A 23,682-nucleotide genomic window follows, 5' to 3' on the forward strand; every position below is an offset into this window, starting at 1 on the left:
GCAGGCACACACGGCGCACAGCCGGGAAACACACGGCTTCAAGCCACCCGCGCCTGCCCACACCCCCGCCACGGAGTGGCCGCAGAGCTACAGAGCTACCAGCGGGAGCGGGGTCAATGCGCCGTCACCACCGCCGCCTGCGGCCGGATGGGCAGCCGGTTCACCGGACGGCCGGTGGCGGCCCGTACGGCGGACGCGACCGCCGCCGGGGACGTCACGACCGGCACCGCGCTGGCCGCCTTCGCACCGAAGGGAGCGACGACGTCACGCTCCTCGACCAGCTTGACGATGTGGATGTCGGGTGCGTCGAGGGCCGTGGGGAGGGCGTAGCCGGTGAGGTCGGGGTGGCGGACCAGGCCGCGGGCCGTGCGCAGGTTCTCCGTGAGCGCGGCGCCGACGCCCTGCGTGACACCCGCCTCGATACGGGCGGTGAGCTGGGCGGGGTTGAGCACCCGGCCCACGTCCTGGGCGAGGGCCAGTTCCACGACACGTACCGAGCCCAGTTCGATGTCGACGTCCACCACCGCGCGGATCGCGCAGAAGGCCAGACCCACGAAGGCGTCGCCCTGGCCGGCCGCGTCCAGCGGTTCGGTCGGGTGCGGGCGGCACTGGGCGGTCGCCCACAGCTCCTTGCCGTCCATCGCCTCCGTCACGGTCGTGGACAGCACGCCGTCGTACGAGGTGATCTTTCCGTCCGTGATCTGGAGCAGCTCGGTGGACATGCCGAACTTGTGTGCCAGGGGCTGGAGCAGCTGTGTGCGGACCATCTTCGCGGCGCGTTCGACCGCTCCGCCCGACACCCAGGTGTGGCGGCCCCGGCAGCTCGGGCCCGCGGGCGGCTGGTCGGTGTCGACCGGCGCCACGTGCACCTCGTCGATACCGAGCGTCTCCTGGACGATCTGCCGGGCCAGTGTGGTGAAGCCCTGGCCGTGCTCGACGGCCGCGCAGAGCACCGTGGCGATGCCGTCGTGGACCTTGACCGTGGCCGTGGAGACCTCGTCCGCGCCCTCGGCGCCGAGCATGTGGACCATGCCGAGGGCGTAGCCGACTCCGCGGCGTACGGCGCCGGGTTCGCCCGCGCCTTCGGGGCCGCCGGGCAGCAGCCACTCGTCCTCGGGGGTGTCCTTGGGCAGCGCCGGGAGCGGGAAGTCCCGTACGGCCTGGAGGAGTTCGGCGACCGGGGCCGGGCAGGTCACCGTCTGGCCGGTCGGCAGGACGTCTCCGGTGGCCATCGCGTTGCGCAGGCGCAACTCCGCCGGGTCGACGGCGAGCTTCTTGGCCAGCTTGTCCATCTGCGCCTCGTAGGCGGCGCAGACCTGCATGGCGCCTTCGCCGCGTACATGGCCGGAGGGCGGGTTGTTGGTGCGTACGGCCCAGCCCTCGATGAAGGCGTTCGGGATGACGTAGGGGCCGCAGGCGAAGGAGACTGCGGCGGCCAGCGACTCGGCGGAGGTGTCCGCGTACGCGCCCGCGTCGAGGAGGATCTGCGCCTCGACCTTCACCAGCTTGCCCTCGGCGTCCGCGTGGTGGCGGTAGCGGAGCAAGGTGGGGTGTCGGTGGGCGTGGCCGAGGAAGGACTCTTCCCGCGTAGCGGTGAGCTTCACCGGGCAGCCGGTCTTCAACGCGAGCAGGCCGAGCGGGAGTTGGAAGCCCTGGTCCTCGCGGTCGGCGGTGGCGCCGGGCACACCGGTGACCACGACCTTCACGCGCTCGGGTTCGAGGCCGTAGCAGGCGGCGGCCGTGTCGCGGTCGGCGTGCGGGTCGGTGGAGGCGATGTAGAGCTCGACGCCGCCGTCGGGTCGGGGCACGGCGAGGCCGGCCTCGGCGCCGATCGGGGCCGGGTCCTGGCGGCCGATGCGGTACAGGCCCTCGACGACGATCTCGCCGACCGCGTCCGGGTCGCCGTGGCGCAGCGGGATGTGCCGGATCAGGTTGCCGTCGGGGTGCAGGGGGTCGGCTTCGAAGGCCTGCTCCGGGTCGGTCACCGGGTCGAGTACTTCGTACTCGACGATGATGGCGGCCGCGGCCATCCGCGCGGTGTCCGGGTGGTCGGCGGCGACGGCCGCGAGGGGCTCTCCGTGGTGGCGTACGACCTCGGAGGCGAACACGGGGCGGTCGGCCCTGCCGCGGCCGTGCAGGACGGCGCCGGGCACGTCCTCATGGGTGATGACCGCGTGCACGCCGGGCATCTCGCGCGCGTGGCCGGTGTCGATCGACACGATGCGCGCGTGCGGGTGGGGCGATCTGAGCACGGCCGCCCACAGCAGGCCCTCGGCCCACAGGTCGGCGGCGTACGGGAAGGTGCCCTCCGCCTTCGCGCGGGCCTCCGCGGTCGGCAGCGAGACGCCGAGCCCGTGCGGCAGCGGCTCCGGGCCCGTGTCTGGTGTCGCGGGAGTCGCGGTGGCGGTCTCGTGGTTCACGCCTGGCCTCCGTCCTGGCCGTACGGCTGCTCATGCGGCGCTTGGGGGTCGTACGAGGAAGTGTCCTCGTACGGGGCCCGAGGTACGGCCGGTCCGGCCGATCCTTCGAACGCCGATGCCTGGAACGCCGATGCCTCGAACGCCGATGGGTTGACTCCGCCCGCGCCCGGGCCCGCCTGGTGCGGGATGCGTGCCTCGTCGGCGTCCGGCGCGGACTCGGCGGCGGCCGCGCTGTGCGCCTCGCGTTCGGAGACGACCTCGCGTACGGCGTCCAGGACCCCGCGGTAGCCGGAGCAGCGGCACAGATTGCCGCACAGCGCCTGGCGGGTCTCCAGTTCGGTGGGAGCGGGGTTGCCCTCGAGGAGGTCGTGCACGGTCATGGCCATACCCGGTACGCAGAAACCGCACTGCACCGCGCCGCACTTGGCCAGCGCACGCTGGACGTCCGAGGGCTGTCCGTCGGTGGCCAGGCCCTCGACGGTACGCACCTCGCTGCCCGCGGCGGTGACGGCGGGCACCAGGCAGGAGGCCACGAGCCGCCCGTCCACCTGCACGTTGCAGGCCCCGCACTCGCCCTGCGAGCAGCCGTCCTTGGCGCCCGCGAGACCGAGCCGCTCGCGCAGGACGTAGAGCAGCGACTCCCCGATCCAGGCGTCGGTCACGGGCCGGTCGACGCCGTTGACGCGCAGGACGTACGAGGCGAGGGGGTGGTCGTCGTGCGGGAGTGCCGAGGGCGCGTCGGAGTTTTCGGGGTGTTCGGGGTGTTCGGGGTGTTGCGCGTCCTTCGCGTCCGCCCCGGGGTCGTCCGTGCCAGGGGCTTCGGCGGCCGTCGGGGTTCCGGGGCCTTCCGAAGCCGAAGTCGGGTGCGGTTCGGGCGCGTCGGGGCTTCCAGGCGTCCCGGCGGCGGTCGGCGCGGGCCCGGCTACCGGCTCAGAAGCCTCCCGAGCGGGCTCTGCGGCCGTCCGGGCGGCTTCCGCGGGCGATTCCGCATGCGGCGGCCGTACGGGCTCCACAGGGGCCTCAGCGGCCACCCGCGGCTCGGCCGTCCAGGCCTGCCCGATCTCCGACTCCGTCGCCCAGGGCGCGGCCGCGCCGCCGGGGAGCGTGGCGGGCGGGGTGCCGCCGCCCCACTGCTCGACCAGAGCCGAGGTGGTGAACTCGCCCGATTCGTCCGGAAGATCACCCCCGGCGACCGGAATCGACCACTGCCCGGTGACGTCGTGCCCGGGGTGCGCTCCGGCGCCGCCCTGCTGGGCGGGCGGCGCGGCCTCCTGGAAGTCCCACTGACCGGTGGCTCCGGGGTGGTACGAGAACCCGTCGTGCGCCGCTTCCTGCTGCCCGGCGTTGGGATCCGGCCACTGGACCGCCCCGGCCTGCGCGGCCCAGGTGCCCGTCGCACCCGGGTCGACAGTCGGGGGCGCCACGGCGATCTGCGGGGGCACGTAGCCGTGTCCGGGCGCCGCGAGCGGGCTGTCCCGCTCCGCCAGAAGGGCTTCGATGCCGCCCTCGGGCAGCTTGACGAAGGCGGTGGCGCCGTCGTCGTAGTCACCCTGCGGGAGGGGGTCCCACCGGCCGCCGGCCTGCGGAGCGCCCTCTCCGTGCTGTTCGTCGGTCACGACAGTGCCCTCCCCAGAGCTCGTCGGGCCAGCGCGGCGACGGTGCGCCGCAGGTGCAGCACGGCGGGCGGAAGCTGTTGTACGGAGCCGTCCTCGGCGGGGACGGGGTCGGGGATGCAGGCCGCGGCGACGTACTCCCCGAACGCGGTGAGCGCCTCCGGGACGATCGTGCGGCTGTTGTCCCAGTCGATCAGCTGGGCGACCCACGCCTCGGCGTCCAGGGGCCGCAGCGGCATCGGCGCTATGGCACCGACGGCGCACCGCACACCGCGCCGGGCCGGGTCGAGGACGAGCGCCACGGACGCGATCGCGCGCCCGGGTCCGGTACGTCCCGTCGCCTTCACGAAGACCTGCGGCGCGTGCAGCAGCGGCACGCGCACGTAGCCGATGAGTTCGCCGCCGCGGAGCATCTCCACGCCCGCGAGCAGGTGCGACACCGGGATCTCACGGCGGGCCCCGTCCGGACCCGCGATGATCAACGTGGCCTCCAGGGCGGCCAGTACGGGCAGCGCGTCCCCCGTGGGGGAGGCCGAGGCGATGTTGCCGCCCAGGGTGCCCGCGTTGCGGATCTGCGGTGGGCCGGCGGCGCGCGCGGAGGCGGCGAGCGCGGGGATGAGGGCCGCGAAGTCCGGGCGCCCCATGCGCGCGTGGGTGAGGCCGGCGCCCAGCAGGGCGTGGCCGTCCTGGTACTGCCAGCCGCGGATCTCGCTGATCCGGCCGAGGCCGACGAGCGCGGCGGGCCGCAGCTGTCCGGAGTTGACCGCGGCCATGAGGTCGGTGCCGCCGGCCACGGGAACGGCGGCGGGCATGGCGGCGAGGGCCGCCACTGCCTCGTCCAGCGAGGCGGGCAGTGTCACGGCCTGCGCCGCCTGCGGTGCGTGCGTGGTCAAACCGGCTGCCCCTTCCCGCTGCCCCACCTGGTCCCACCTGTGTTGCGCGTACGGTACGTGCTGACAGGGCGGACGTGGCAACTCTGGCACATCTTCCCCGGCCCCCGACGCGGGGGTCCGCTAGGAGGCATTCGCCCCTCTCACCAGGGAGATGGTCCGTTTTCGTCCGGCATCACCGGTCAGTTCGAATTGACATCCTTCGGTGACTTCTGGGCGTCTTTTCCCTTGTGAGGCCACTGTGTCGGGACGAGCGGCCCGGGACACGCCGCCGGGGAGTCAGCTCACACGTTTGGGGGCGCCCCCTCGATCGGGCGTCCGAGCACACCTGGGCGCCGCTGCCACGGCAGCGGCCCGCCCGGCGGGCGATAGGCCACTCCCAGGGCGTCAAGTCGCCTGTAGTGGACGGTCATCCGCTGTTCGAAGTCGGCGAAGTCCCGCTCGTCAGGGGCGGGCAGGGCGCTCCAGGCGACCTCGGCGAAGGCCGCGAGCCGGGGGAACATCTGGTAGTCCACGCGCGCGGGGTCTTCCATCACCTCGGTCCACACGTTGGCCTGAGTGCCCAGCACATGCCGCGCCTCCGCCTCGGTGAGCTGGGGCGGCACGGGCTCGAAGCGGTAGACGTCCTCCAGGGTGCGGACGTATCCGATGGGCACCGGCTCGTCCACGCCGGCGTCCTGACGGTGGTCCAGGTACACGTGCTGCTCCGGGCACATGACGACGTCGTGACCCGCGCGGGCGGCGGTGATGCCGCCCTGGTAGCCGCGCCACGAGGACACGGCCGCTCCGTTTGCCAGCCCGCCCTCCAGGATCTCGTCCCAGCCGATCAGCCGACGCCCGCGCGCGGAGAGCCAGTTGTCGAAGTGCCGGATGAACCAGGACTGCAACGCGTCCTCGTCCGCGAGCCCCAGTTCCTTGATGCGCGCCTGTGCCGTCGGCGACTGCTTCCACTGGTCCTTGGCGCACTCGTCGCCGCCGATGTGGACAAACCCCGAGAACTGCGGGAACGGGGCGGCGTCCGCCGGGAACAGGTCGAGGAGTTCCTCGAACACCCCCTCGTAGAAGCGCAGGGTGTTGTCAGTGGGGGCGAGTACGTTTTTGGAGACGCCCCAGTTGTCCCAGACGGTCAAGGAGGTCGTGTCGATGACGTCGGTGTTGCCCAGTTCCGGATACGCGGCGATGGCGGCCTGCGAGTGGCCCGGGATGTCGATTTCGGGGACGACGGAGATATGCCGCTCGGCCGCGTACGCGACGATCTCGCGGATGTCGTCCTGCGTGTAGAAGCCCCCGTGCGGCTTCTCCTCCCACCGCGGCGAGGCACGATGGCCGAATTTCGTACGCGCCCGCCAGGATCCGACCTCCGTCAGCTTCGGGTAGCGCTTGATCTGAACACGCCATCCCTGGTCGTCGGTGAGATGGAAGTGGAACACGTTGAGTTTGTGGGCGGCCAGGAGGTCGAGATGGCGGAGGACTCCGTCCTTGGGCATGAAGTGCCTGGCGACGTCGAGCATGAGGCCGCGCCACCGGAATCGGGGCGCGTCCTCGATGATCTGGTGCGGGATTCCGTAGGTCGTCCCCGGCCGGACGGGGGCACGGCGGAAGGCGTCGGGGCCGAGGAGCTGACGCAGCGTCTGCGCCCCCCAGAACACCCCGGCCGCGCTGCCGCCGCGGATCTCGATGCCCCGGTTGACGACGACGCTGAGCTTGTACGCCTCCGGCTCCAGCGTGTCGTCGAGGAGCAGCCGTACGGCATTGCGGGCGTCCTGCGGCCCAGGTGGCAGCGGCAGGCCGAGCGCCGCGCCGAGCGTGGCGCGCAGCCAGCGCTCCGTGGTACCTGTGCCAGGCCCGGCCCACAGGGTCGTATCCGCCTCGAGCGGGACCCCGCATCGCATGGGTCCCTCGACGGCGCGGGGTGCCGGAATCACCTCGGTCATATCAGTCCTTCACCGCGCCGCCCAGCCCGGAGACCAGTCGTCGCTGTACGAGTACGAAGAAGATCAGCACCGGAATCGTCATGACCGTGGAAGCGGCCATCACACCGCCCCAGTCGGGCTCGTCCGGCTTGTAGAAGACCAGGAGAGCCATCGGCAGGGTGGACTGTGACGTGTCGCTGATGATGAAGGACTTGGCGAACAGGAAGTCGTTCCAGGCGGAGATGAAGGAAAAGACACTCGTGGCCACCAGCCCCGGGAAGACGAGGGGGAAAAGGATCTGCCAGAGGAATCGCGCGCGGCTCGCCCCGTCGATGTAGGCGGCCTCCTCCAGTGCGTCCGGAACGGCCTTCACAAAACCTCGCAGCATCCAGATCGCGAAGGGCAGCGAGAAGGCGATGTGCGGCAGGATCAGCGCGCCCAGCGTGTTCAGCTGCCCGAAGTCCCGCATGAGGAAGAAGAGGGGGATCGTCAGCGCCTCGACGGGCACCATCTGGGCGACCAGGAACATGATCAACAGAGTTGTCCGGAAACGGAAGCGGAATCGCGTCACCGCCGTCGCCGCGAGAAACGCGATGAGCGCCGAGACGACGACCACGGAGCCCGCCACCACCAGGCTGTTGAGGAAGTAACGGCCGAATTCCTGCTGCCCGAAGACGCGCCGGAAGGAATCCAGGGAGGGCGACAGAGTCCAGGGCCGAGGCTCGGTGGACTCGATCTCTCCCGCCGGTCTGAAGGCGCTCAGCACCATCCAGTAGAGGGGGAAAGCGACGACCACGGCGATCAGCAGCGCGGACGCCTCGGCGGCGAGCCGCCAGGGACGGCGTACGACACCCCGCAGGAAACTCACAGTTCCTCCCCCTGTTTGCGCAGCAGCCGCAAGTACACGAGCGTGACCGCCAGCAGGATCACCAGCATCACCACGCCGATCGCCGAGCCGAGGCCGTACTGCGAGGCGGCGAACGCCTTCTGGTACGCGTACACGTTCAGCACGAGGTTCTGTCCGGCGATGCCGCCGCCGTTCGTCATCACATAGATCTGCGTGAAGACCTTGAAGTCCCAGATGACCGACTGGATGGTGACGACGACCAGGATCGGCCGGAGCATCGGCGCGAGCACCGAGCGCCAGATCCGCCACTGCGAGGCGCCGTCCAGGGCGGCCGCCTCCAGCACCTCAGCCGGTACGGCGCGGATCCCCGCGTACACCGTCACCATCACGAACGGGAAGGAGCACCACACCACTTCGAGCAGCACGAGCGCGAAGGCGCTGTAACGGCCGTACGTCCATGAGTGGTCGCCGATCCCCAGCACCCGGTTGACGGGGCCGAAGTCGGGGTCGAAGAGGAGCAGCCAGACCGTGGAGCCGGTGACGGCCGGGGTCGCCCAGGCGCCCAGCGCGGCCAGCATCAGCGCGAGGCGCGGCAGGGCCCGTACGCGGGTGAGGAGCACGGCGAGGGCGCAGCCGGTGGCCAGGGTGGAGACCACACAGGCCGCCGCGAACATCACCGTGGCGAGCAGCACCTGCCAGAACTGGTCGTCGGCGAAGAGCGTGGCGTAGTTGCCGAAGCCCTCGAAGCTGGTCGGTTCGCCTCCGCTGACCTGTGCCTGGGTGTACTTCAGGAGCGAGATCAGGCCCAGTTGGTAGATCGGGTAGACGAGCAGGCCGCCGAGGACGACGAGGGCGGGGGCGAGATAGAGCCAGGGGGTCCGGGCCGGGCCCCGGCGCCGGGGCCTGGCGGGCGCCTCTTCGGTCACCGTGACCCGCTCGGCCACGGTGTCTTGCGTCGCCATCCGCTCAGCCCACGGAGCTGAACGCGTCGTTCATCTTCTTCGCCGCGTCCTTCGAGGCCGCGGCGACGTCCTTCTTGCCGCTGACGATCTCCTGGAACATCGTCGGCAGCACGAGCGAGGCGTCGATCTGTGCCCAGGCCGGCGAGGCGGGCACGAACTTGGCGCCGGAGGCGAGCGTCTTCACGAAGGGCGCGACGAACGGCTGCTTCTTGGCGACGTCGTCGCGCACGTCGGTGAAGGTCGGCAGGAAGCCCATCGCGTCGAAGAGCTCGCCCTGCGTCTTCTTGCTCGCCAGTTCCTTCATCAGGTCGACGGCGAGGGTGCGGTGCGAGGTGCTCTTCACTACGCCGATGTTGTTGCCGCCCGCGAACGCCGGGGCGATCTCGCCCGCCTTCAGGCCCGGCAGCGGTACGACGGCGTACTTGCCCTTGACCTTCCCGGCCTCGATCGCCGCGTGGCTGAAGTCGCCGCCGATGGCCATGCCCGCCTTGCCCGCGGCGAAGGCCGTCACCGTGTCGTTGCCGCCCATGCCCGCGCACTTGGCGGCGGGACAGTTGTCGTCGCCGAAGAGGGCGGTGTAGGTCTCGATGCCCTTCTGGGCGGCCGCGCTGTCGATGGTCGCGGCGTACGAACCGCCCTTGCCCCCGGCGAGTTCGCCGCCCTGGGACCAGATGAAGGGCATCGCGCCGTAGGTGTAGGCGCCGCCGACCGCGAGCCCGTACAGGCCGGGTTCAGCCTTGTGGATCTTGCGGGCGGTCTCGGCCAGCTCGTCCTGGGTCTTCGGGACGTCGAGGCCCAGGTTCTTGAGGATGTCGGTGCGGTAGTAGAGGGCACGGACGCCGACGAAGAGCGGGGCGCCGTAGATCTTCCCGTCGACCGTGACCGACTGCTCGGCGGTCGGGTCGGTGTCCTTGGACTCGCTCCAGCCGTTGAAGTCCTCGGTGACGTCCGCGAGCCCGCCGTCCTTGACGTAACCGGCGGTGTCCGTGTTGCCGTACTCGATGACGTCCGGGGCGCTCTTCGGGTCGTTGAAGGCGGCCTTCATGCGCTGGGCGCGGGTCTCCACGGGGATGTACTCGATGGTGACCTTGGTGTCTTTGTGGGTCTTCTTGAAGGTGTCGACGGCCGCGGCGACGACCTTCTCCTTCGGGGCGTTGTCGACCTCCTGGAAGAGCCAGACCCGCAGGGTGCCGGTCTTCTCGTCCTTTCCGGAGGAGGAGTTGTCGGAGGTCTGGGGGGCACAGGCGGTGGCGGTGAGCCCGGCGACGACGAGTGCGGCCACCGCGGCGGCCGTTCGGACAGAGAACTTCATCGAGCATCCTCCGATGGGGGTGCGTTGCAACATACGCAACGGCTATTTCGCCCTGCACAACACACTGGAGGCTATGGAGTACATGAACATGCCCACAAGAGGTCTCAACCACTCTGTGACCACGGGACGCACTCCGTGCAACGCACGACAAAGCCGCGGCACCCCGCTCGGGGGTGCCGCGGCCGTGCTCGGTCCACGCGACCTGCCGCGCCGAGGCGCGACACGTCAGGGAGGGCGTTACTTCTTGTCGCCGCCCTTGCCCTTGTCGCCGCCGGCGCCCATGGACTCGTAGATCTCCTTGCACATGGGACACACGGGGTACTTCTTCGGATCGCGGCCCGGGACCCACACCTTGCCGCAGAGGGCCACGACGGGCGTGCCGTCGAGGGCGCTCGCCATGATCTTGTCCTTCTGGACATAGTGGGCGAAGCGCTCGTGGTCACCGTCGCCGTGCGACACCTGCGGCGTCGGCTCTACGAGGGTCCCCGTCCCAGTGCCTCGCTGGGGCTGGGTCTCAGGCTCAAGAGTGCTCATAGAAGCCAAGCGTACTCAAGGTCACAGGCATCAGTTGAGCGAAGGGTCGTCCGGATACGTGGCCACCATCGCCAGTTCGTTGCGCTGGCGGCGCAGAACCTCGCGCCAGAGCCGTTCGGGTGACGGGGAGGAGACGTCGCCGGGTTCGGACTCGACGACGTACCACGCGCCCTCGACCAGTTCGTCCTCGAGCTGGCCCGGGCCCCAGCCCGCGTACCCGGCGAAGATGCGCAGGGACCCCAGGGCCGAGGCGAGCAGCTCGGGCGGGGCCTCCAGGTCCACGAGGCCGATCGCGCCGTGCACGCGCCGCCAGCCGAGCGGGGCGCGCTCGCCGGCCGCGACGCCGCCCGGGATCACCGCGACGCCCAGCGCCGAGTCGAGCGACACCGGGCCGCCCTGGAAGACGACACCGGGTTCGCCGGTCAGGTCCGCCCAGGCCCCCAGGATGTCGCCGACGTCCACCGGCGTGGGCCGGTTGAGGACGACGCCGAGGGAGCCCTCCTCGTCGTGGTCGAGGAGCAGCACCACCGCGCGGTCGAAGTTCGGGTCCGCCAGGGCGGGCGTGGCCACGAGCAGCCGCCCTGTGAGCGAGGACACCTCGGTCATGCCAGACATGATCCCGCATCTTCCCCGAGTAGGGGGACCCAATGCCCGTACCCGGGTGAATGCAGCTCAGGGCGCAGAGAAGCGTCCCCCGCGCACAGCGTCACCGGTGACCCCGTGTGCCTGATCCAAAACGGTTCGTGTTGTGGCGAAGCTATGACGCCGCTGAGTGGTACTTGGGCTTACTTAAGGGGGGTGGGCGGCGATTACCCTTGCTCATCGGCTCCGGCCCAACCGGCCTGCCGACGCACACGCCTGCCCAACTCATCGGAACGCGAGATACATGACCGTCAACGGCTCTGACGATGTACTGCTTGTCCACGGCGGAACCCCGCTCGAGGGTGAGATCCGTGTCCGCGGTGCGAAGAATCTCGTACCGAAGGCCATGGTCGCCGCCCTGCTGGGCAGCGCACCGAGCCGCCTGCGCAATGTCCCCGACATCCGTGACGTGCGCGTCGTACGGGGGCTGCTGCAACTGCACGGCGTGACCGTCCGTCCGGGTGAGGAGCCGGGCGAGCTGATCCTCGACCCGTCGCACGTCGAGAGCGCGAACGTCTCCGACATCGACGCGCACGCGGGTTCGTCGCGCATCCCGATCCTTTTCTGCGGACCGCTGTTGCACCGTCTGGGGCATGCGTTCATCCCGGGCCTCGGCGGCTGTGACATCGGCGGCCGGCCGATCGACTTCCACTTCGAGGTGCTGCGGCAGTTCGGCGCGAAGATCGAGAAGCGGGCGGACGGCCAGTATCTGGAGGCTCCGCAGCGGCTGCGCGGCACCAAGATCCAGCTGCCGTACCCGTCCGTCGGAGCGACCGAGCAGGTGCTGCTGACCGCCGTCCTGGCGGAGGGCGTCACCGAGCTGTCCAACGCGGCCGTGGAGCCCGAGATCGAGGACCTCATCTGCGTACTGCAGAAGATGGGCGCGATCATCGCCATGGACACCGACCGGACCATCCGCATCACCGGTGTCGACTCGCTCGGCGGCTACACCCACGCGGCCCTCCCGGACCGCCTGGAGGCCGCCTCCTGGGCTTCCGCGGCGCTGGCGACCGAAGGCAACATCTACGTCCGCGGCGCCCAGCAGCGCTCGATGATGACGTTCCTGAACACCTACCGCAAGGTCGGCGGCGCCTTCGAGATCGACGACGAGGGCATCCGCTTCTGGCACCCCGGCGGCCAGCTCAAGTCGATCGCGCTGGAGACGGACGTCCACCCGGGCTTCCAGACCGACTGGCAGCAGCCGCTGGTGGTCGCCCTGACCCAGGCGACCGGCCTGTCGATCATCCACGAGACGGTGTACGAGTCCCGCCTCGGCTTCACCTCCGCGCTGAACCAGATGGGCGCGCACATCCAGCTCTACCGCGAGTGCCTCGGCGGCTCGAACTGCCGCTTCGGCCAGCGCAACTTCCTGCACTCCGCGGTGGTTTCCGGCCCCACCCGGCTCCAGGGCGCCGACCTGGTCATCCCCGACCTCCGTGGCGGCTTCTCGTACCTGATCGCGGCGCTCGCGGCCCAGGGCACGTCGCGGGTACACGGCATCGACCTCATCAACCGCGGCTACGAGAACTTCATGGACAAGCTTGTGGAGCTGGGTGCGAAGGTCGAGCTGCCCGGCAAGGCCCTCGGCTGACCGAACCGCTCCGTCCCGGCCCGGGGGCAACGCCGCCCCGGCTGGGGGTCCGGGGGTCAACCCCCGGGTAAACACAGCATGGACAAGCTCGTGGAGCTGGGTGCGAAGGTCGAGCTGCCCGGCAAGGCGCTCGGCTGACCGAACCGCTCCGTCCCGGCCCGGGGGCAACGCCGCCCCGGCTGGGGGTCCGGGGGTCAACCCCCGGGTAGACACAGCATGGACAAGCTTGTGGAGCTGGGTGCGAAGGTCGAGCTGCCCGGCAAGGCGCTCGGGTAGTCACGCGCACACGTACGCCAATGGGGCGGCCCCTTCATCAAGGGGCCGCCCCATTGGCGTTGCTGCGCCTCGTACGCGTCCGGCGCGTACCAAGAGGCTTACTTGCCCTTGGCGGCTTCCTTGAGCTTGGAGCCCGCGGAGACCTTCACGCTGTAGCCGGCCGGGATCTGGATCGGGTCGCCGGTCTGCGGGTTGCGCGCGGTGCGAGCGGCACGGTGGGTGCGCTCGAAGGTCAGGAAGCCGGGGATGGTGACCTTCTCGTCGCCCTTGGCGACGATCTCGCCGACGGTCTCGGCGAACGCGGCCAGAACGGCGTCGGCGTCCTTGCGGGTCACCTCGGCGCGGTCGGCCAGCGCGGCCACCAGCTCACTGCGGTTCATGTTGTTACTCCCGTGTTCTTCTTGCCGTTGAGGCGTACCACGCGGCGGAGCCGCATGTTGGATGCGGCGAAGCCGATGCTGCCAGGGTCCTCGGTCGGTCCCCGGACCCGGGTCCGTAGCCAGACCTTCGCGCCCGAAGACGCATCCTGCCCCCACCTGCGGCGGGAAAGCCAATCCGGCACCCCTGGGAGTCACACGAACACCCTTGGGAGTCACACGAAAAGCGCCACTGCCTCAGTGTGGTGACGCTCCGTCCGCTCCTGGCAGCGGACCGCAGGGCCTGGGAGGCCTGGAGCCTGGCCGCCACCCTAGAGGGCGGCCAAGGGCCCCGCATCCCGCGACGCGCCGGGTTCGGTCGGCCGTGGCGATCGTCACAGCCGTCCAGCCCGTCCGGCGTTTGAGGACGAGGCCGTTCAGGCCGATGCGGGGGCCTGGGGGCGGCAGCCCCCAGAGACGCCCGCACCAGCCCCGGGCCCTACTCGACCGAGGCCGAGACCGACGCTCCAGCCGCCCGAGCCGCGGAGCGCACCGCTCCGGCGACCGCGCCCGCGACCTTGTCGTTGAAGACGCTCGGGATGATGTAGTTCGGGTTGAGCTCGTCCTCGGTCACCACGCCCGCGAGGGCGGCCGCGGCGGCCAGCATCATCTCCGTGTTGACCGTGCGCGACTGGGCGTCCAGGAGGCCACGGAAGACGCCCGGGAAGACCAGGACGTTGTTGATCTGGTTGGGGAAGTCGGAGCGCCCCGTGGCCACAACTGCCGCCGTCTGACGGGCGATTGCCGGGTCGACCTCGGGGTCGGGGTTCGCGAGCGCGAACACGATGGCGCCCTCGGCCATGGCGGCCACGTCGTCGCCGTCCAGGACGTTCGGGGCGGAGACGCCGATGAACACGTCGGCGCCGCGCACGGCCTCCTTCAACGTGCCCGTCAGGCCCTCGGGGTTGGTGTTGTCGGCGATCCAGCGCAGCGGCGAATCCGGGGCGGCGTCCACCAGGTCCTTGCGGTCCGCGTGCACGACGCCGTGGATGTCGGCGACGACGGCGTTCTTGACGCCGGCGGCGATCAGCAGCTTGAGGATGGCCGTACCGGCCGCGCCCGCACCGGACATGACGACACGGATGTCGCCGATGGCCTTACCCGCGACACGCAGGGCGTTCGTGAGGGCGGCGAGGACGACGATCGCGGTGCCGTGCTGGTCGTCGTGGAAGACGGGGATGTCGAGGGCCTCACGCAGCCGGGCCTCGATCTCGAAGCAGCGCGGGGCCGAGATGTCCTCGAGGTTGATGCCCGCGAAGCCGGGGGCGATGGCCTTGACGATCTCCACGATCGCGTCGGTGTCCTGGGTGTCCAGGCAGATCGGCCAGGCGTCGATCCCGGCGAAGCGCTTGAAGAGGGCCGCCTTGCCCTCCATGACCGGGAGGGCGGCCATCGGGCCGATGTTGCCGAGACCCAGCACGGCGGAGCCGTCCGTCACAACCGCAACGGAGTTGCGCTTGATGGTGAGGCGGCGGGCGTCCTCGGGGTTCTCGGCGATCGCCATGCACACGCGGGCCACGCCCGGCGTGTAGATCATGGAGAGGTCGTCACGGTTACGGATGGGGTGCTTGGACGCCATCTCGATCTTGCCGCCGAGGTGCATCAGGAACGTACGGTCGGAGACCTTGCCGAGGGTGACGCCCTCGATGTGGCGCAACTGCTCGACGATCTCGTCGGCGTGCGCGGTGGAGGTCGCCGCGATGGTGACGTCGATCCGGAGCTTCTCGTGCCCGGACGCGGTCACGTCGAGGCCGGTCACCGAGCCTCCGTGGGACTCGACGGCCCCGGTGAGCTGAGAGACCGCGGTTCCGCTCGCGGGCACCTCCAGCCGGACCGTCATCGAGTAGGAGACGCTGGGCGCCGTTGCCATGGCCGACTTCCTCTGCTTTTACCGGGTGCTGCGTGTGCTGCGCCTACGGGTGGGGCGCGGGTATGCCGTCCGATCGTCGCACCTACCGCGGGGTACGCGGTAGCCGCCCCGGGTTGCGAACGTTTTGTTCGCGGGGGGCGCGCGGTTTCGGAAAAACGATTCCACCCTACGAGAAGTGCGATACCGGTGGAAGGGCGGCCCCGGGGAGGAGTCCGCGCCGCGCAAATGAACTTTCGGGACGGGAATTGCCTCGCGGGGATCGTTTGTTACCGTGGACGTGACACCGGCCCGATCCAAGCCCCCGGGCCCAACCTTCGTCGCTACGAGCGACCACTTGCCGCGAGGCGAGCATGGCGGGTCGGTGTCATTGAACGAACGAAGAGGCCCACGTCACCTGGTGACGTGGGCCTCTTCGCCGTCCTCGGCCTGCTCGCCGTACCGCCTCAGTCCCGCAGCAGGTCAGGCACGCCGTGGTCGTCCGGCTCGTCCCGGTCGCCCGAGACGACGGTCAGCTGCTGGGTCGCGCGGGTCAGGGCGACGTACAGGACACGCAGACCGGCCGGCGACTCGTCGGCGATCTCCGCGGGCGAGACGACGACCGTCGCGTCGTACTCCAGGCCCTTCGCCTCCAGGCTGCCGAGCGCCACCACCCGGTCGCCGAGCCCGGCGAGCCAGCGGGCGGCCTCCGCACGCCGGTTCATGGCCACGACGACGCCCACGGTGCCGTCCACGAGGGCGAGCAGACGGGCGGCCTCCGCGCGTACGGACTGCGCGAGGGAGAGGTCCGTCTTCACGAAGCGCGGCTCGACTCCCGTGGACCGTACGGCGGACGGGGACTCGGAGCCGGGCATCGCGAGGGCGAGGACCTTGGCGGCCAGCTCGGCGATCTCGGCGGGGTTGCGGTAGTTGACGGTGAGGGTGAAGCGGCGCCGGGGACGGCTCCCCAGGGCCTCGTCGCGGGCTTCCGCCGCCTCGTCGGGGTCGGACCACGAGGACTGCGCCGGGTCACCGACGACGGTCCATGTGGCGTGCCGGCCGCGCCTGCCCACCATCCGCCACTGCATGGGCGTGAGGTCCTGCGCCTCGTCGACGATGACGTGCGCGTACTCGGTCCGCTCCTGCGCCAGCCGCTCGGCGCGCTCCCACTGCGTCTCCTCGCGAGTGGGCATCAGCTCCTCGAGGCCGGTGAGCTGGTCGAGCGGGTCCAGCTCGCGCCGCTTGCGGGGCCGGGCGGGGCTGCCGAGGATGGCGGTCAGCTCGTCCAGCATCGCCACGTCGTGCACGGAGAGGCCGTCCCGCTTGAGCGAGCGCGCCACCCGGCGGACCTCGCCGGGGTTGAGGATCCGGCGCGCCCACCGGCCGAGGCGCCGCTCGTCCGCCATCGCGGCCAGCACGTCCCGGGGGGTCAGCTCCGGCCACCACGCGTTCAGGAACTCGATGAAGCTGTCCTCGGACGTGATGTCCTCGTCGAACGACGACCGCAGCTCCGCGGCCAGCTCCGGGTCCGCGTGCCGCGTCCCTGCCCCCGACCGCGCCCACAGCGCGTCCAGCAGCAGTTTGCGGGCGCGCGGGCGCAGCAGGTTCACCGGGGCGGTGCCGCTCAGCGCGTTGCGCTTGATGCGGTCCAGCTCCGGCGCCTCCAGTTCCAGGCGCCGCCCGAACGCGACGACGCGCAGACGGGTGGGAGGACCGGCGGGGCCCTGCGGGCCGGTCTCCCCAGATTCCTCAAGATCCTTGAGTTCCTCGCCGAAGGCGAGCTGCTGGGCGGCGCCCGTCTGCGGGGTGGTTTGCGCCCCCGCCGCCCCTACCCGTCCCATCCCCGGGGGCTCCGCCCCCGGACCCCCGTCTTCGCCCGAAGGGCTCGTCCTCAAACGCCGGACGGGCTGGATGGTGCCGCCCGGCCCCTCAAGCACCCCCCTTGCCACCCTCCGCAGCAGCTTCAGCATGCGGTGTGAGCCCTTGGCCCGGGCCACGGACGGGGAGTCGTACAGGGTGGCTTCCGCGCCGTCGACGAGGGAGCCGATGGCGCGGATGGCTACCTGGCCCTCCTCTCCGAGGGAGGGCAGGACTCCCTCCGTGTAGGCGACCAGGAGGGGCGTCGGGGAAACGATCAGGATGCCGCCCGCGTAGCGGCGGCGGTCCTGGTAGAGGAGGTACGCCGCCCGGTGCAGGGCGACCGCTGTCTTGCCGGTGCCCGGACCGCCCTCGACGTACGTCACCGACGCGGCGGGGGCACGGATCACCAGGTCCTGTTCCGCCTGGATCGACGCCACGATGTCACGCATGGTGTGGCTGCGGGCCTGACCGAGCGCGGCCATGAGGGCGCCGTCGCCGATGACCGGGAGTGCGTGGCCGTCGAGGGTGGCCGTCAGCTCCGGGCGCATCAGGTCGTCCTCGACGCCGAGGACCTTGCGGCCCTTGGAGCGGATGACCCGACGCCGGACCACACGGCCCGGGTCCACCGGTGTGGAGCGGTAGAACGGGGCCGCGGCGGGCGCCCGCCAGTCGATGACCAGGGGCGCGTACTCCGAGTCCAGCACCCCGATACGGCCGATGTGGAGCGTCTCCGCGATCTCGGCGTACTGGCCGGTCTCGTCCGTGCGCACCACGCCCTCGGCCGGATCGACGGCCGTGTACGCGCCGTCCGGACCCTTCTGTCCGTCCTTGCCCAAAAGCAGATCGATACGGCCGAAGAGGAAGTCCTCGAATTCGTTGTTGAGGCGGTTCAGATGAATCCCCGCCCGGAACACCTGGGCGTCGCGCTCCGCGAGCGCCCCCGGCGTTCCGACCTGACCGCGCTTGGCGGCGTCGTTCATCAGGAACTCCGCCTCGTGGATCTTCTCCTCGAGGCGCCGGTACACCCGGTCCAGATGTTGCTGTTCGACGCTGATCTCGCGATCCCGTACGGAGTCCTCCATGGCGTTCTTCACGGAGTTCTCCGGTACGGAATCGTGGACCGAGCCGAGCGCGGTTTCCTGCTGAGCCTGAGCGGCCACCGGGCCCCCTTCTGACGTGCTGGGCAGCCGTCAACCGTACGCGAAGGGGACCCCGTGAGGCTACGTGCGTGGCCGGGATTCGCTCACGCGTCCACCTCCACGAGCTTCTTCCCGTCGAAGGTCATGACCTCGAAGTGGTCGATCTCGTTCGGGTTGAGGGCCGCGCCGCCGTGCACGTAGAGGGGATTCTTCGCCTGTTCGGTCTTGGCGTTCGGGATGCCGTAGCCCCAGTTCGGGACCGACCAGGAGGTCACCGTCTCGCGCTCGCCGTTCGTGCCGACGGCGATCAGGGAGCACTTGAGCGGGCCCTTGACGTTCTTGAGCTGGAGGACCGCGTGGGTGCCCCAGTCCTTCTTCTCCACGGCGACGACGGCGTTGACCTTGGTGGTCGGGTCCGTGGCTTGCAGCTTGTCGGTCATGACGTCGAAGGCCGCCTTGGCCGGGCTGGTGGCCATCGCCGAGGGGGGCGACGTGCTGCTGTCGCTGCCGCCGTTGACGGCCATCACGGCCACGGGACCGCCGATGATCAGCGCGGCCGCGGCAGCCACCAGGTACAGGCCGCGCCGGCGTTTCACCGCGCGCCGCTCCGACACCTCGTCGACGAGCCGCTCCGCGAGCCGTGGGCTCGGGCGTGCGGCCAGCGACTCGCCGATGGCCGGGGTGCCCTGGGAGGCGGGCAGATCCGCGAGCGCGGCGAGCATCGGCTCCATGCCGGCGAGATCGTCGAGCTGTTGGCCGCACCACTCGCAGGTGGCGAGGTGGGCCTCGAAGGCGGTCGCCTCGTGATCGTCGAGAATGCCGAGAGCGTAGGCGCCGACAGTCTCGTGGATGTTGTCACCGGGGTTCTGCTGTCCCCGTGGTCCTTGCATGGCTCCTGGACCGCCCGTTCCGTATCCCCCGTATGTGTTCATGCCGTCACCCCCCGCTCCTCCAGCGCCAGCTTCATCGACCGCAGGGCGTAGAACACCCGTGAGCGCACGGTGCCGCTGGGTATGCCGAGGGTCTCGGCCGCCTCATTGACCGTACGCCCTTTGAAGTACGTTTCGACCAAGACTTCCCTGTGAGCAGGGGTCAGGTCGTCCAGCGCGTCCGACAGTGTCATCAGCCACAACGCCTTGTCGATCTCGTCCTCCGCGGGGATGACCTCCAGCGGTGACGGGTCCACCTCCTGCGGCCGGGCCTGCCGACTGCGGTGGCCGTCGATGACGATGCGCCGGGCGACCGTCACCAGCCAGGGTCGTACCGAACCGGTCGCCCGATTGAGCTGACCGGCGTTCTTCCAGGCACGGATGAGTGTTTCCTGCACGACGTCCTCGGCGCGCTGCCGATCCCCCGCCACCAGCCGCAGCACGTACGCGAGCAAGGGCCCCGCGTGCTCTCGGTACAGCGCACGCATCAGCTCCTCGTCGGGTTCGGTCGACGGGGACGACGCAGACGGATTCATGCGATGTCGGGCCCTTTGCCTTCGTTCATCAGCCACGGCCGAATCCTTGCGCACGCCTACCTCCGGTGTCCGGGGGTTCCCCCAGTCGGTCGCTCATCCCGGGGTACGTGCGTGCTCGAGCGCGTGTTCAAAGAAACCGCATTTTTTGTTGTGGAAGTTGTGAAGAAAGTTTCTTGATCACTCCGCGCGATCGATGGATCACACACGGATGCGATCGCGCGCGGATGATCATGCGCGGGCGAGGGCCGCCCGACGCCGGTGCCGGGCCACTCGCTCCCGGTTGCCGCACACCTCGCTGGAGCACCAACGTCGGCGCCTGCCCCGGGAGGTGTCGAGATAGACAATCGGGCAGCTGTCTCCCTCGCACTGCCGCAGACTCGCCCGTGTCGCCGGGTCGGTGAGCAGTTCGACGACGTCGCGGGCGACGACGGCGAGCAGTGCGGGGCAGCCGGGCGGGGTGTGCAGCCGACGCCGCAGCGAGCCGTCGTCCGCCCGTACGGCCCAGGGGGCGGGCGGGGTGCCGAGCGCGGCCGCGTTGACTCGGGCGAGCGCCGCCTCGGTGGGCCGTCCGTCCAGCTCGCCGCGCACCAACTGGGCGATGTGGCCGCGCAACTCCCTGAAGTCGAGCAGCCAGGACGCGTCGGCCGCCGCCAGCGGTGTGCCCGCCGGTACGAGTCCGGAGCGGGTGATCCAGGCGCGCAGCCGCTCCACGGAGTCGAGGCGTTCCTCGGGATGGGTGGTCGCCAGGAGGTCCAGGCAGATCCGCCCGGAGTCGAACCGCAGCTCGTACGAGGCCGTGGCCGTGGCCGTACCCAATGCCATGTGCCTGTCACCGCCTTGGGGTTACCGCCTTGAGGGGCCTTGAGGGGCCTTGCGGGTCGCTAAGGGTCGTACCCCCTACAGTGCATGCCCGCACACACAGCCGGAAGACCCGGTGCCGACCGGCCGTGGGCGCCCGCGTACGGGGCCGCGCCCGCGCTGACGGCGACAACGAGCTCGCGAGCGGTCCCAGGACACCTCGGCAGGTCTTAGACCGACCGGCAATGGGAGGGCGGCACCCTCCCATTGCCGGTCGGTCTTACGTGTCCCCGTACTTGGAGTCGGCGGCCGGGTCGAGTGCGAGCCGGTAGCCGCGCTTGACGACGGTCTGGATGAGCTTGGGCGCGCCAAGTGCCGTACGCAGCCGTGCCATCGCCGTCTCGACGGCGTGCTCGTCCCGCCCCGCGCCCGGCAGCGCCCGCAGCAGCTCGGCCCGGGCCACCACCCAGCCGGGGCGGCGTGACAGGGCCCGCAGCAGCGACATCCCGGCGGGCGGCACGGGCCGCAGCGCCCCGTCGACCAGCACCGCATGCCCGCGGATCTCGATCCGGTGACCCGCGATCGGCAGCGTGCGGGCCCGGCCCGGCAGTTCGTGGCAGAGCAGCTGGACGAGGGGGCCGAGCCGGAAACGCTCGGGCTGGACGGTGTCGATGCCATGGGCCTGCAGCGGGAGCGCGGTGACCGGGCCGACACAGGCGGGCAGTACGTCGTGGTTGAGGGCGGCGAGCAGTTCGGGCAGCAGGCCCCGGGCCTCGGCGCGGGAGAGCAGGGAGGCGGCGGCGGGGGCGCTGGTGAAGGTGAGCGCGTCCAGGCCGCGGGTGACGGTGGCGTCCAGCAACCGGTCGAGGGGCCCGAGGTCCTCCGGCGGCATCCACCGGTAGACGGGCACCCCGACCACGTCGGCGCCCGCGGCCCGCAGCGACTCCACGAACCCGGGCAGCGGCTCGCCGTGCAGCTGTACGGCGATACGGCGGCCCTCGACGCCCTCCTCCAGGAGCCGGTCGAGCACCTCGGCCATGGACTCGGAGGACGGCGACCACTCCTCGGTCAGCCCCTGGGCCCGAATCGCACCCTTGACCTTGGGGCCGCGGGCGAGCACCTCGACCTCGCGCAGCCGGCCGAGCAGATCCTCGCCGAGCCCCCATCCGTCGGCGGCCTCGATCCAGCCGCGGAACCCGATGGCGGTGGTGGCCACCACGATGTCCGGTGCCTGGTCGATCAGCTCCTTGGTGGCGGCGAGCAGTTCGCCGTCGTCGGCGAGCGGCACGATACGCAGGGCGGGAGCGTGTTGGACGCAGGCGCCGCGCCGCTGGAGCAGCGCGCCGAGTTCGTCGGCCCGACGGGCGGCCGTCACGCCCACGGTGAACCCCGCGAGAGGGCCATGGTCTGGTCGCTGCTGTTCGTCGTACATGGCTTTCGTCCCGGCTCTCGTCTTGCGCTCGAGTCGTCGTGCTTGACCGCCGCACTCATGGCCGGCTCTCACCGCCGGCACTTACGGCTGACCGAGCCTGTCAACGCCCCGTGACAGGCTCGGATCAGCTTCGTGTCGCGCGTGTTACGTCACACCTCGGCGTAGCTGAGCTGGGGCTTCGCCTCCGAAGCGGTCGACGCGGGGGCTTCGGCGCCGGAGGGGCGGCGAAGGTATACGGCCCAGGTCACCACGAAGCAGACGGCGTAGAAGGCGAGGAAGCCCACGAAGGCGCCGGTGCCGGAGCCGACGCTCAGGAAGGACTGCCGGAAGGCGAGGTTGATGCCGAGTCCGCCGAGCGCGCCCACGGCTCCGATCAGGCCCATGGAGGCACCGGACAGCCGGCGCCCGTAGGCGGCCGCCTCCTCACCGCTGAGCCCCTTGGCGAGGGCCTTGGTGTGGAAGATGCCGGGGATCATCTTGTACGTGGAGCCGTTGCCGAGGCCGGACAGCACGAACAGCACGATGAACGCGGTGGTGAACAGGGCCAGCGACTTCTCCATGGACGCGACGACGATCACCGCGGTCGCGGCGGCCATCCCGACGAAGTTCCACAGGGTGATCTTCGCGCCGCCGTAGCGGTCGGCGAGCCAGCCGCCGACGGGGCGGATCAGCGAGCCGAGCAGCGGCCCGATGAAGGTGACGTACGCGGACTCCAGCGGCGTACGCCCGAACTGCGTCTGGAGCACCAGACCGAACGCGAAGCTGTATCCGATGAACGACCCGAACGTCCCGATGTACAGGAACGACATGATCCAGGTGTGGGCGTCCTTCACGGCCTCCTTGGCGGCGCCGGTGTCGTTCTTCACGGACGCGATGTTGTCCATGTAGAGCGCGCCGAGGACGGCGGCGATCACGATGAGCGGGATGTAGATGCCGAGCAGGACGCGCGGCCCGCCGCTCGCCCCGATGACGGCGAGACCGATGAGCTGCACGACCGGCACGCCGATGTTGCCGCCGCCGGCGTTCAGCCCGAGGGCCCATCCCTTCTTCCGCAGCGGGAAGAACGAGTTGATGTTCGTCATGGAGGAGGCGAAGTTGCCGCCGCCGACGCCGGCGAGCATCGCGCAGATCAGGAAGGTCCCGAACGATGTGCCGGGCTCCATCACGAGGAATGCGGCGATCGTCGGGATCAACAGCATGCTCGCGGCGATGATCGTCCAGTTCCGGCCACCGAAGCGGGCGACGGCGAAGGTGTACGGCACCCGCACGACCGCCCCGACCAGCGTCGCCATCGACACGATGAAGAACTTGTCGGCCGGGGTGAGCCCGTACTCGGGGCCCATGAAGAGGACCATCACCGACCACAGGGTCCAGATCGAGAACCCGATGTGCTCGGAGAGCACCGAGAAGAACAGGTTCCGCCGGGCGACCTTCTCCCCCGTCTCTTTCCAGAAGGCCTCGTTCTCCGGGTCCCAGTCCTGGATCCAGCGGCCTCCCCTGCTCGGTGCGGGGGCTGTACTAGGGGCTGTCATGACGCCTCCACGGTTCTCCGGTGCGGTGCTCGTGTCGTACTTGGGGATCACAACCGAAGGTAGGGAGGGTGCGTTTCCGGCCTGTGGCTGTGGGTGACCGGAAGGGAACTTTGCTCTCACTCGGGCGGGAGTCCGTCGGTGAGGACGATTCCGCGTGCGAAGGCGTCGAACGTCGGTGGGGCGGATGGTGCGCC

The 23,682-nt window shown here is 70.6% G+C and carries 18 protein-coding genes; 1 reads left to right on the plus strand and 17 read right to left on the minus strand.

What is annotated here, in order from left to right; translation table 11 throughout:
* Nucleotides 1-113: 113 nt before the first annotated feature.
* The 9 genes from AB0D57_RS09905 to AB0D57_RS09945 all read right to left on the minus strand — a co-directional run bounded on the left by AB0D57_RS09905 (nucleotide 114) and on the right by AB0D57_RS09945 (nucleotide 11,097).
* The gene (locus AB0D57_RS09905; protein ID WP_362069580.1) at nucleotides 114-2,420 is read right to left on the minus strand and encodes a molybdopterin cofactor-binding domain-containing protein; all 2,307 of its coding nucleotides are present in this window, start codon (nucleotides 2,418-2,420) and stop codon (nucleotides 114-116) included.
* Nucleotides 2,417-4,036: a 2Fe-2S iron-sulfur cluster-binding protein gene (locus AB0D57_RS09910; RefSeq protein WP_362069583.1), complete on the minus strand. Its 1,620-nt coding sequence runs from the start codon at nucleotides 4,034-4,036 to the stop codon at nucleotides 2,417-2,419. The genes AB0D57_RS09905 and AB0D57_RS09910 overlap by 4 nt, the downstream gene beginning before the upstream one ends.
* Nucleotides 4,033-4,926 carry an FAD binding domain-containing protein gene (locus AB0D57_RS09915; RefSeq protein WP_362069586.1) on the minus strand — a complete coding sequence of 298 codons (894 nt, stop codon included), beginning with the start codon at nucleotides 4,924-4,926 and terminating at the stop codon, nucleotides 4,033-4,035. The genes AB0D57_RS09910 and AB0D57_RS09915 overlap by 4 nt, the downstream gene beginning before the upstream one ends.
* A gap of 281 nt (nucleotides 4,927-5,207) precedes the next feature.
* Nucleotides 5,208-6,857: a beta-N-acetylhexosaminidase gene (locus AB0D57_RS09920; RefSeq protein WP_362069589.1), complete on the minus strand. Its 1,650-nt coding sequence runs from the start codon at nucleotides 6,855-6,857 to the stop codon at nucleotides 5,208-5,210.
* Between the two features lies 1 nt (nucleotide 6,858).
* Nucleotides 6,859-7,704 carry a carbohydrate ABC transporter permease gene (locus tag AB0D57_RS09925; protein WP_362069592.1) on the minus strand — a complete coding sequence of 282 codons (846 nt, stop codon included), beginning with the start codon at nucleotides 7,702-7,704 and terminating at the stop codon, nucleotides 6,859-6,861.
* The gene (locus tag AB0D57_RS09930; RefSeq protein ID WP_362069595.1) at nucleotides 7,701-8,645 is read right to left on the minus strand and encodes a sugar ABC transporter permease; all 945 of its coding nucleotides are present in this window, start codon (nucleotides 8,643-8,645) and stop codon (nucleotides 7,701-7,703) included. The genes AB0D57_RS09925 and AB0D57_RS09930 overlap by 4 nt, the downstream gene beginning before the upstream one ends.
* Nucleotides 8,646-8,649: 4 nt before the next feature.
* Nucleotides 8,650-9,957 (minus strand): extracellular solute-binding protein, encoded by a 1,308-nt coding sequence (locus tag AB0D57_RS09935; protein WP_362069598.1) that lies wholly within the window; start codon nucleotides 9,955-9,957, stop codon nucleotides 8,650-8,652.
* A 237-nt stretch (nucleotides 9,958-10,194) separates the two neighbouring features.
* A complete protein-coding gene (locus AB0D57_RS09940; RefSeq protein WP_362069601.1) occupies nucleotides 10,195-10,491 on the minus strand; it encodes a DUF3039 domain-containing protein in 297 nt (98 codons plus the stop codon).
* 30 nt (nucleotides 10,492-10,521) lie between these two features.
* Nucleotides 10,522-11,097, minus strand: coding sequence for a YqgE/AlgH family protein (locus AB0D57_RS09945; RefSeq protein ID WP_362069604.1), 576 nt, complete (start codon nucleotides 11,095-11,097; stop codon nucleotides 10,522-10,524).
* A gap of 280 nt (nucleotides 11,098-11,377) precedes the next feature.
* Here AB0D57_RS09945 and murA point away from each other — a divergent pair, with 280 nt between their 5' ends.
* Nucleotides 11,378-12,724, plus strand: coding sequence for a UDP-N-acetylglucosamine 1-carboxyvinyltransferase (murA, locus tag AB0D57_RS09950; RefSeq protein WP_362069607.1), 1,347 nt, complete (start codon nucleotides 11,378-11,380; stop codon nucleotides 12,722-12,724).
* Nucleotides 12,725-13,098: 374 nt separating this feature from the next.
* Here the strand turns inward: murA and AB0D57_RS09955 are convergent, their stop codons facing one another.
* The 8 genes from AB0D57_RS09955 to AB0D57_RS09990 all read right to left on the minus strand — a co-directional run bounded on the left by AB0D57_RS09955 (nucleotide 13,099) and on the right by AB0D57_RS09990 (nucleotide 23,488).
* The gene (locus tag AB0D57_RS09955; RefSeq protein WP_007382399.1) at nucleotides 13,099-13,380 is read right to left on the minus strand and encodes an HU family DNA-binding protein; all 282 of its coding nucleotides are present in this window, start codon (nucleotides 13,378-13,380) and stop codon (nucleotides 13,099-13,101) included.
* A gap of 475 nt (nucleotides 13,381-13,855) precedes the next feature.
* On the minus strand, nucleotides 13,856-15,286 hold the full coding sequence (locus AB0D57_RS09960) for an NAD-dependent malic enzyme (protein ID WP_362069610.1): 1,431 nt from the start codon (nucleotides 15,284-15,286) through the stop codon (nucleotides 13,856-13,858).
* Nucleotides 15,287-15,729: 443 nt separating this feature from the next.
* The gene (locus tag AB0D57_RS09965) at nucleotides 15,730-18,282 is read right to left on the minus strand and encodes a UvrD-helicase domain-containing protein (RefSeq protein ID WP_362069613.1); all 2,553 of its coding nucleotides are present in this window, start codon (nucleotides 18,280-18,282) and stop codon (nucleotides 15,730-15,732) included.
* Between the two features lie 83 nt (nucleotides 18,283-18,365).
* Nucleotides 18,366-19,151, minus strand: coding sequence for a zf-HC2 domain-containing protein (locus AB0D57_RS09970; protein WP_362069616.1), 786 nt, complete (start codon nucleotides 19,149-19,151; stop codon nucleotides 18,366-18,368).
* Between the two features lie 38 nt (nucleotides 19,152-19,189).
* Nucleotides 19,190-19,726: a sigma-70 family RNA polymerase sigma factor gene (locus tag AB0D57_RS09975; protein ID WP_362069619.1), complete on the minus strand. Its 537-nt coding sequence runs from the start codon at nucleotides 19,724-19,726 to the stop codon at nucleotides 19,190-19,192.
* A gap of 228 nt (nucleotides 19,727-19,954) precedes the next feature.
* Nucleotides 19,955-20,548 (minus strand): CGNR zinc finger domain-containing protein, encoded by a 594-nt coding sequence (locus tag AB0D57_RS09980; RefSeq protein WP_362069622.1) that lies wholly within the window; start codon nucleotides 20,546-20,548, stop codon nucleotides 19,955-19,957.
* A gap of 256 nt (nucleotides 20,549-20,804) precedes the next feature.
* Complete coding sequence (locus AB0D57_RS09985) at nucleotides 20,805-21,956, minus strand: uroporphyrinogen-III synthase (protein WP_362069625.1); 1,152 nt, start codon at nucleotides 21,954-21,956, stop codon at nucleotides 20,805-20,807.
* Between the two features lie 149 nt (nucleotides 21,957-22,105).
* Nucleotides 22,106-23,488, minus strand: a complete 1,383-nt coding sequence (locus AB0D57_RS09990; RefSeq protein ID WP_362069628.1) for a nitrate/nitrite transporter — start codon at nucleotides 23,486-23,488, stop codon at nucleotides 22,106-22,108.
* Nucleotides 23,489-23,682: the final 194 nt, after the last annotated feature.

It is taken from the genome of Streptomyces sp. NPDC048275 (assembly GCF_040652275.1).
Classification (GTDB): domain Bacteria; phylum Actinomycetota; class Actinomycetes; order Streptomycetales; family Streptomycetaceae; genus Streptomyces.

Bases quoted from the DNA above. Each gene is read 5' to 3' on its own strand.
- AB0D57_RS09955 (WP_007382399.1), bottom strand. From the start codon at position 13,380: ATGAACCGCAGTGAGCTGGTGGCCGCGCTGGCCGACCGCGCCGAGGTG.
- AB0D57_RS09960 (WP_362069610.1), bottom strand. From the start codon at position 15,286: ATGGCAACGGCGCCCAGCGTCTCCTACTCGATGACGGTCCGGCTGGAG.
- murA (WP_362069607.1), top strand. From the start codon at position 11,378: ATGACCGTCAACGGCTCTGACGATGTACTGCTTGTCCACGGCGGAACC.
- AB0D57_RS09980 (WP_362069622.1), bottom strand. From the start codon at position 20,548: ATGGCATTGGGTACGGCCACGGCCACGGCCTCGTACGAGCTGCGGTTC.
- AB0D57_RS09945 (WP_362069604.1), bottom strand. From the start codon at position 11,097: ATGACCGAGGTGTCCTCGCTCACAGGGCGGCTGCTCGTGGCCACGCCC.
- AB0D57_RS09935 (WP_362069598.1), bottom strand. From the start codon at position 9,957: ATGAAGTTCTCTGTCCGAACGGCCGCCGCGGTGGCCGCACTCGTCGTC.
- AB0D57_RS09990 (WP_362069628.1), bottom strand. From the start codon at position 23,488: ATGACAGCCCCTAGTACAGCCCCCGCACCGAGCAGGGGAGGCCGCTGG.
- AB0D57_RS09975 (WP_362069619.1), bottom strand. From the start codon at position 19,726: ATGAATCCGTCTGCGTCGTCCCCGTCGACCGAACCCGACGAGGAGCTG.
- AB0D57_RS09940 (WP_362069601.1), bottom strand. From the start codon at position 10,491: ATGAGCACTCTTGAGCCTGAGACCCAGCCCCAGCGAGGCACTGGGACG.
- AB0D57_RS09930 (WP_362069595.1), bottom strand. From the start codon at position 8,645: ATGGCGACGCAAGACACCGTGGCCGAGCGGGTCACGGTGACCGAAGAG.
- AB0D57_RS09970 (WP_362069616.1), bottom strand. From the start codon at position 19,151: ATGCAAGGACCACGGGGACAGCAGAACCCCGGTGACAACATCCACGAG.
- AB0D57_RS09985 (WP_362069625.1), bottom strand. From the start codon at position 21,956: ATGTACGACGAACAGCAGCGACCAGACCATGGCCCTCTCGCGGGGTTC.
- AB0D57_RS09920 (WP_362069589.1), bottom strand. From the start codon at position 6,857: ATGACCGAGGTGATTCCGGCACCCCGCGCCGTCGAGGGACCCATGCGA.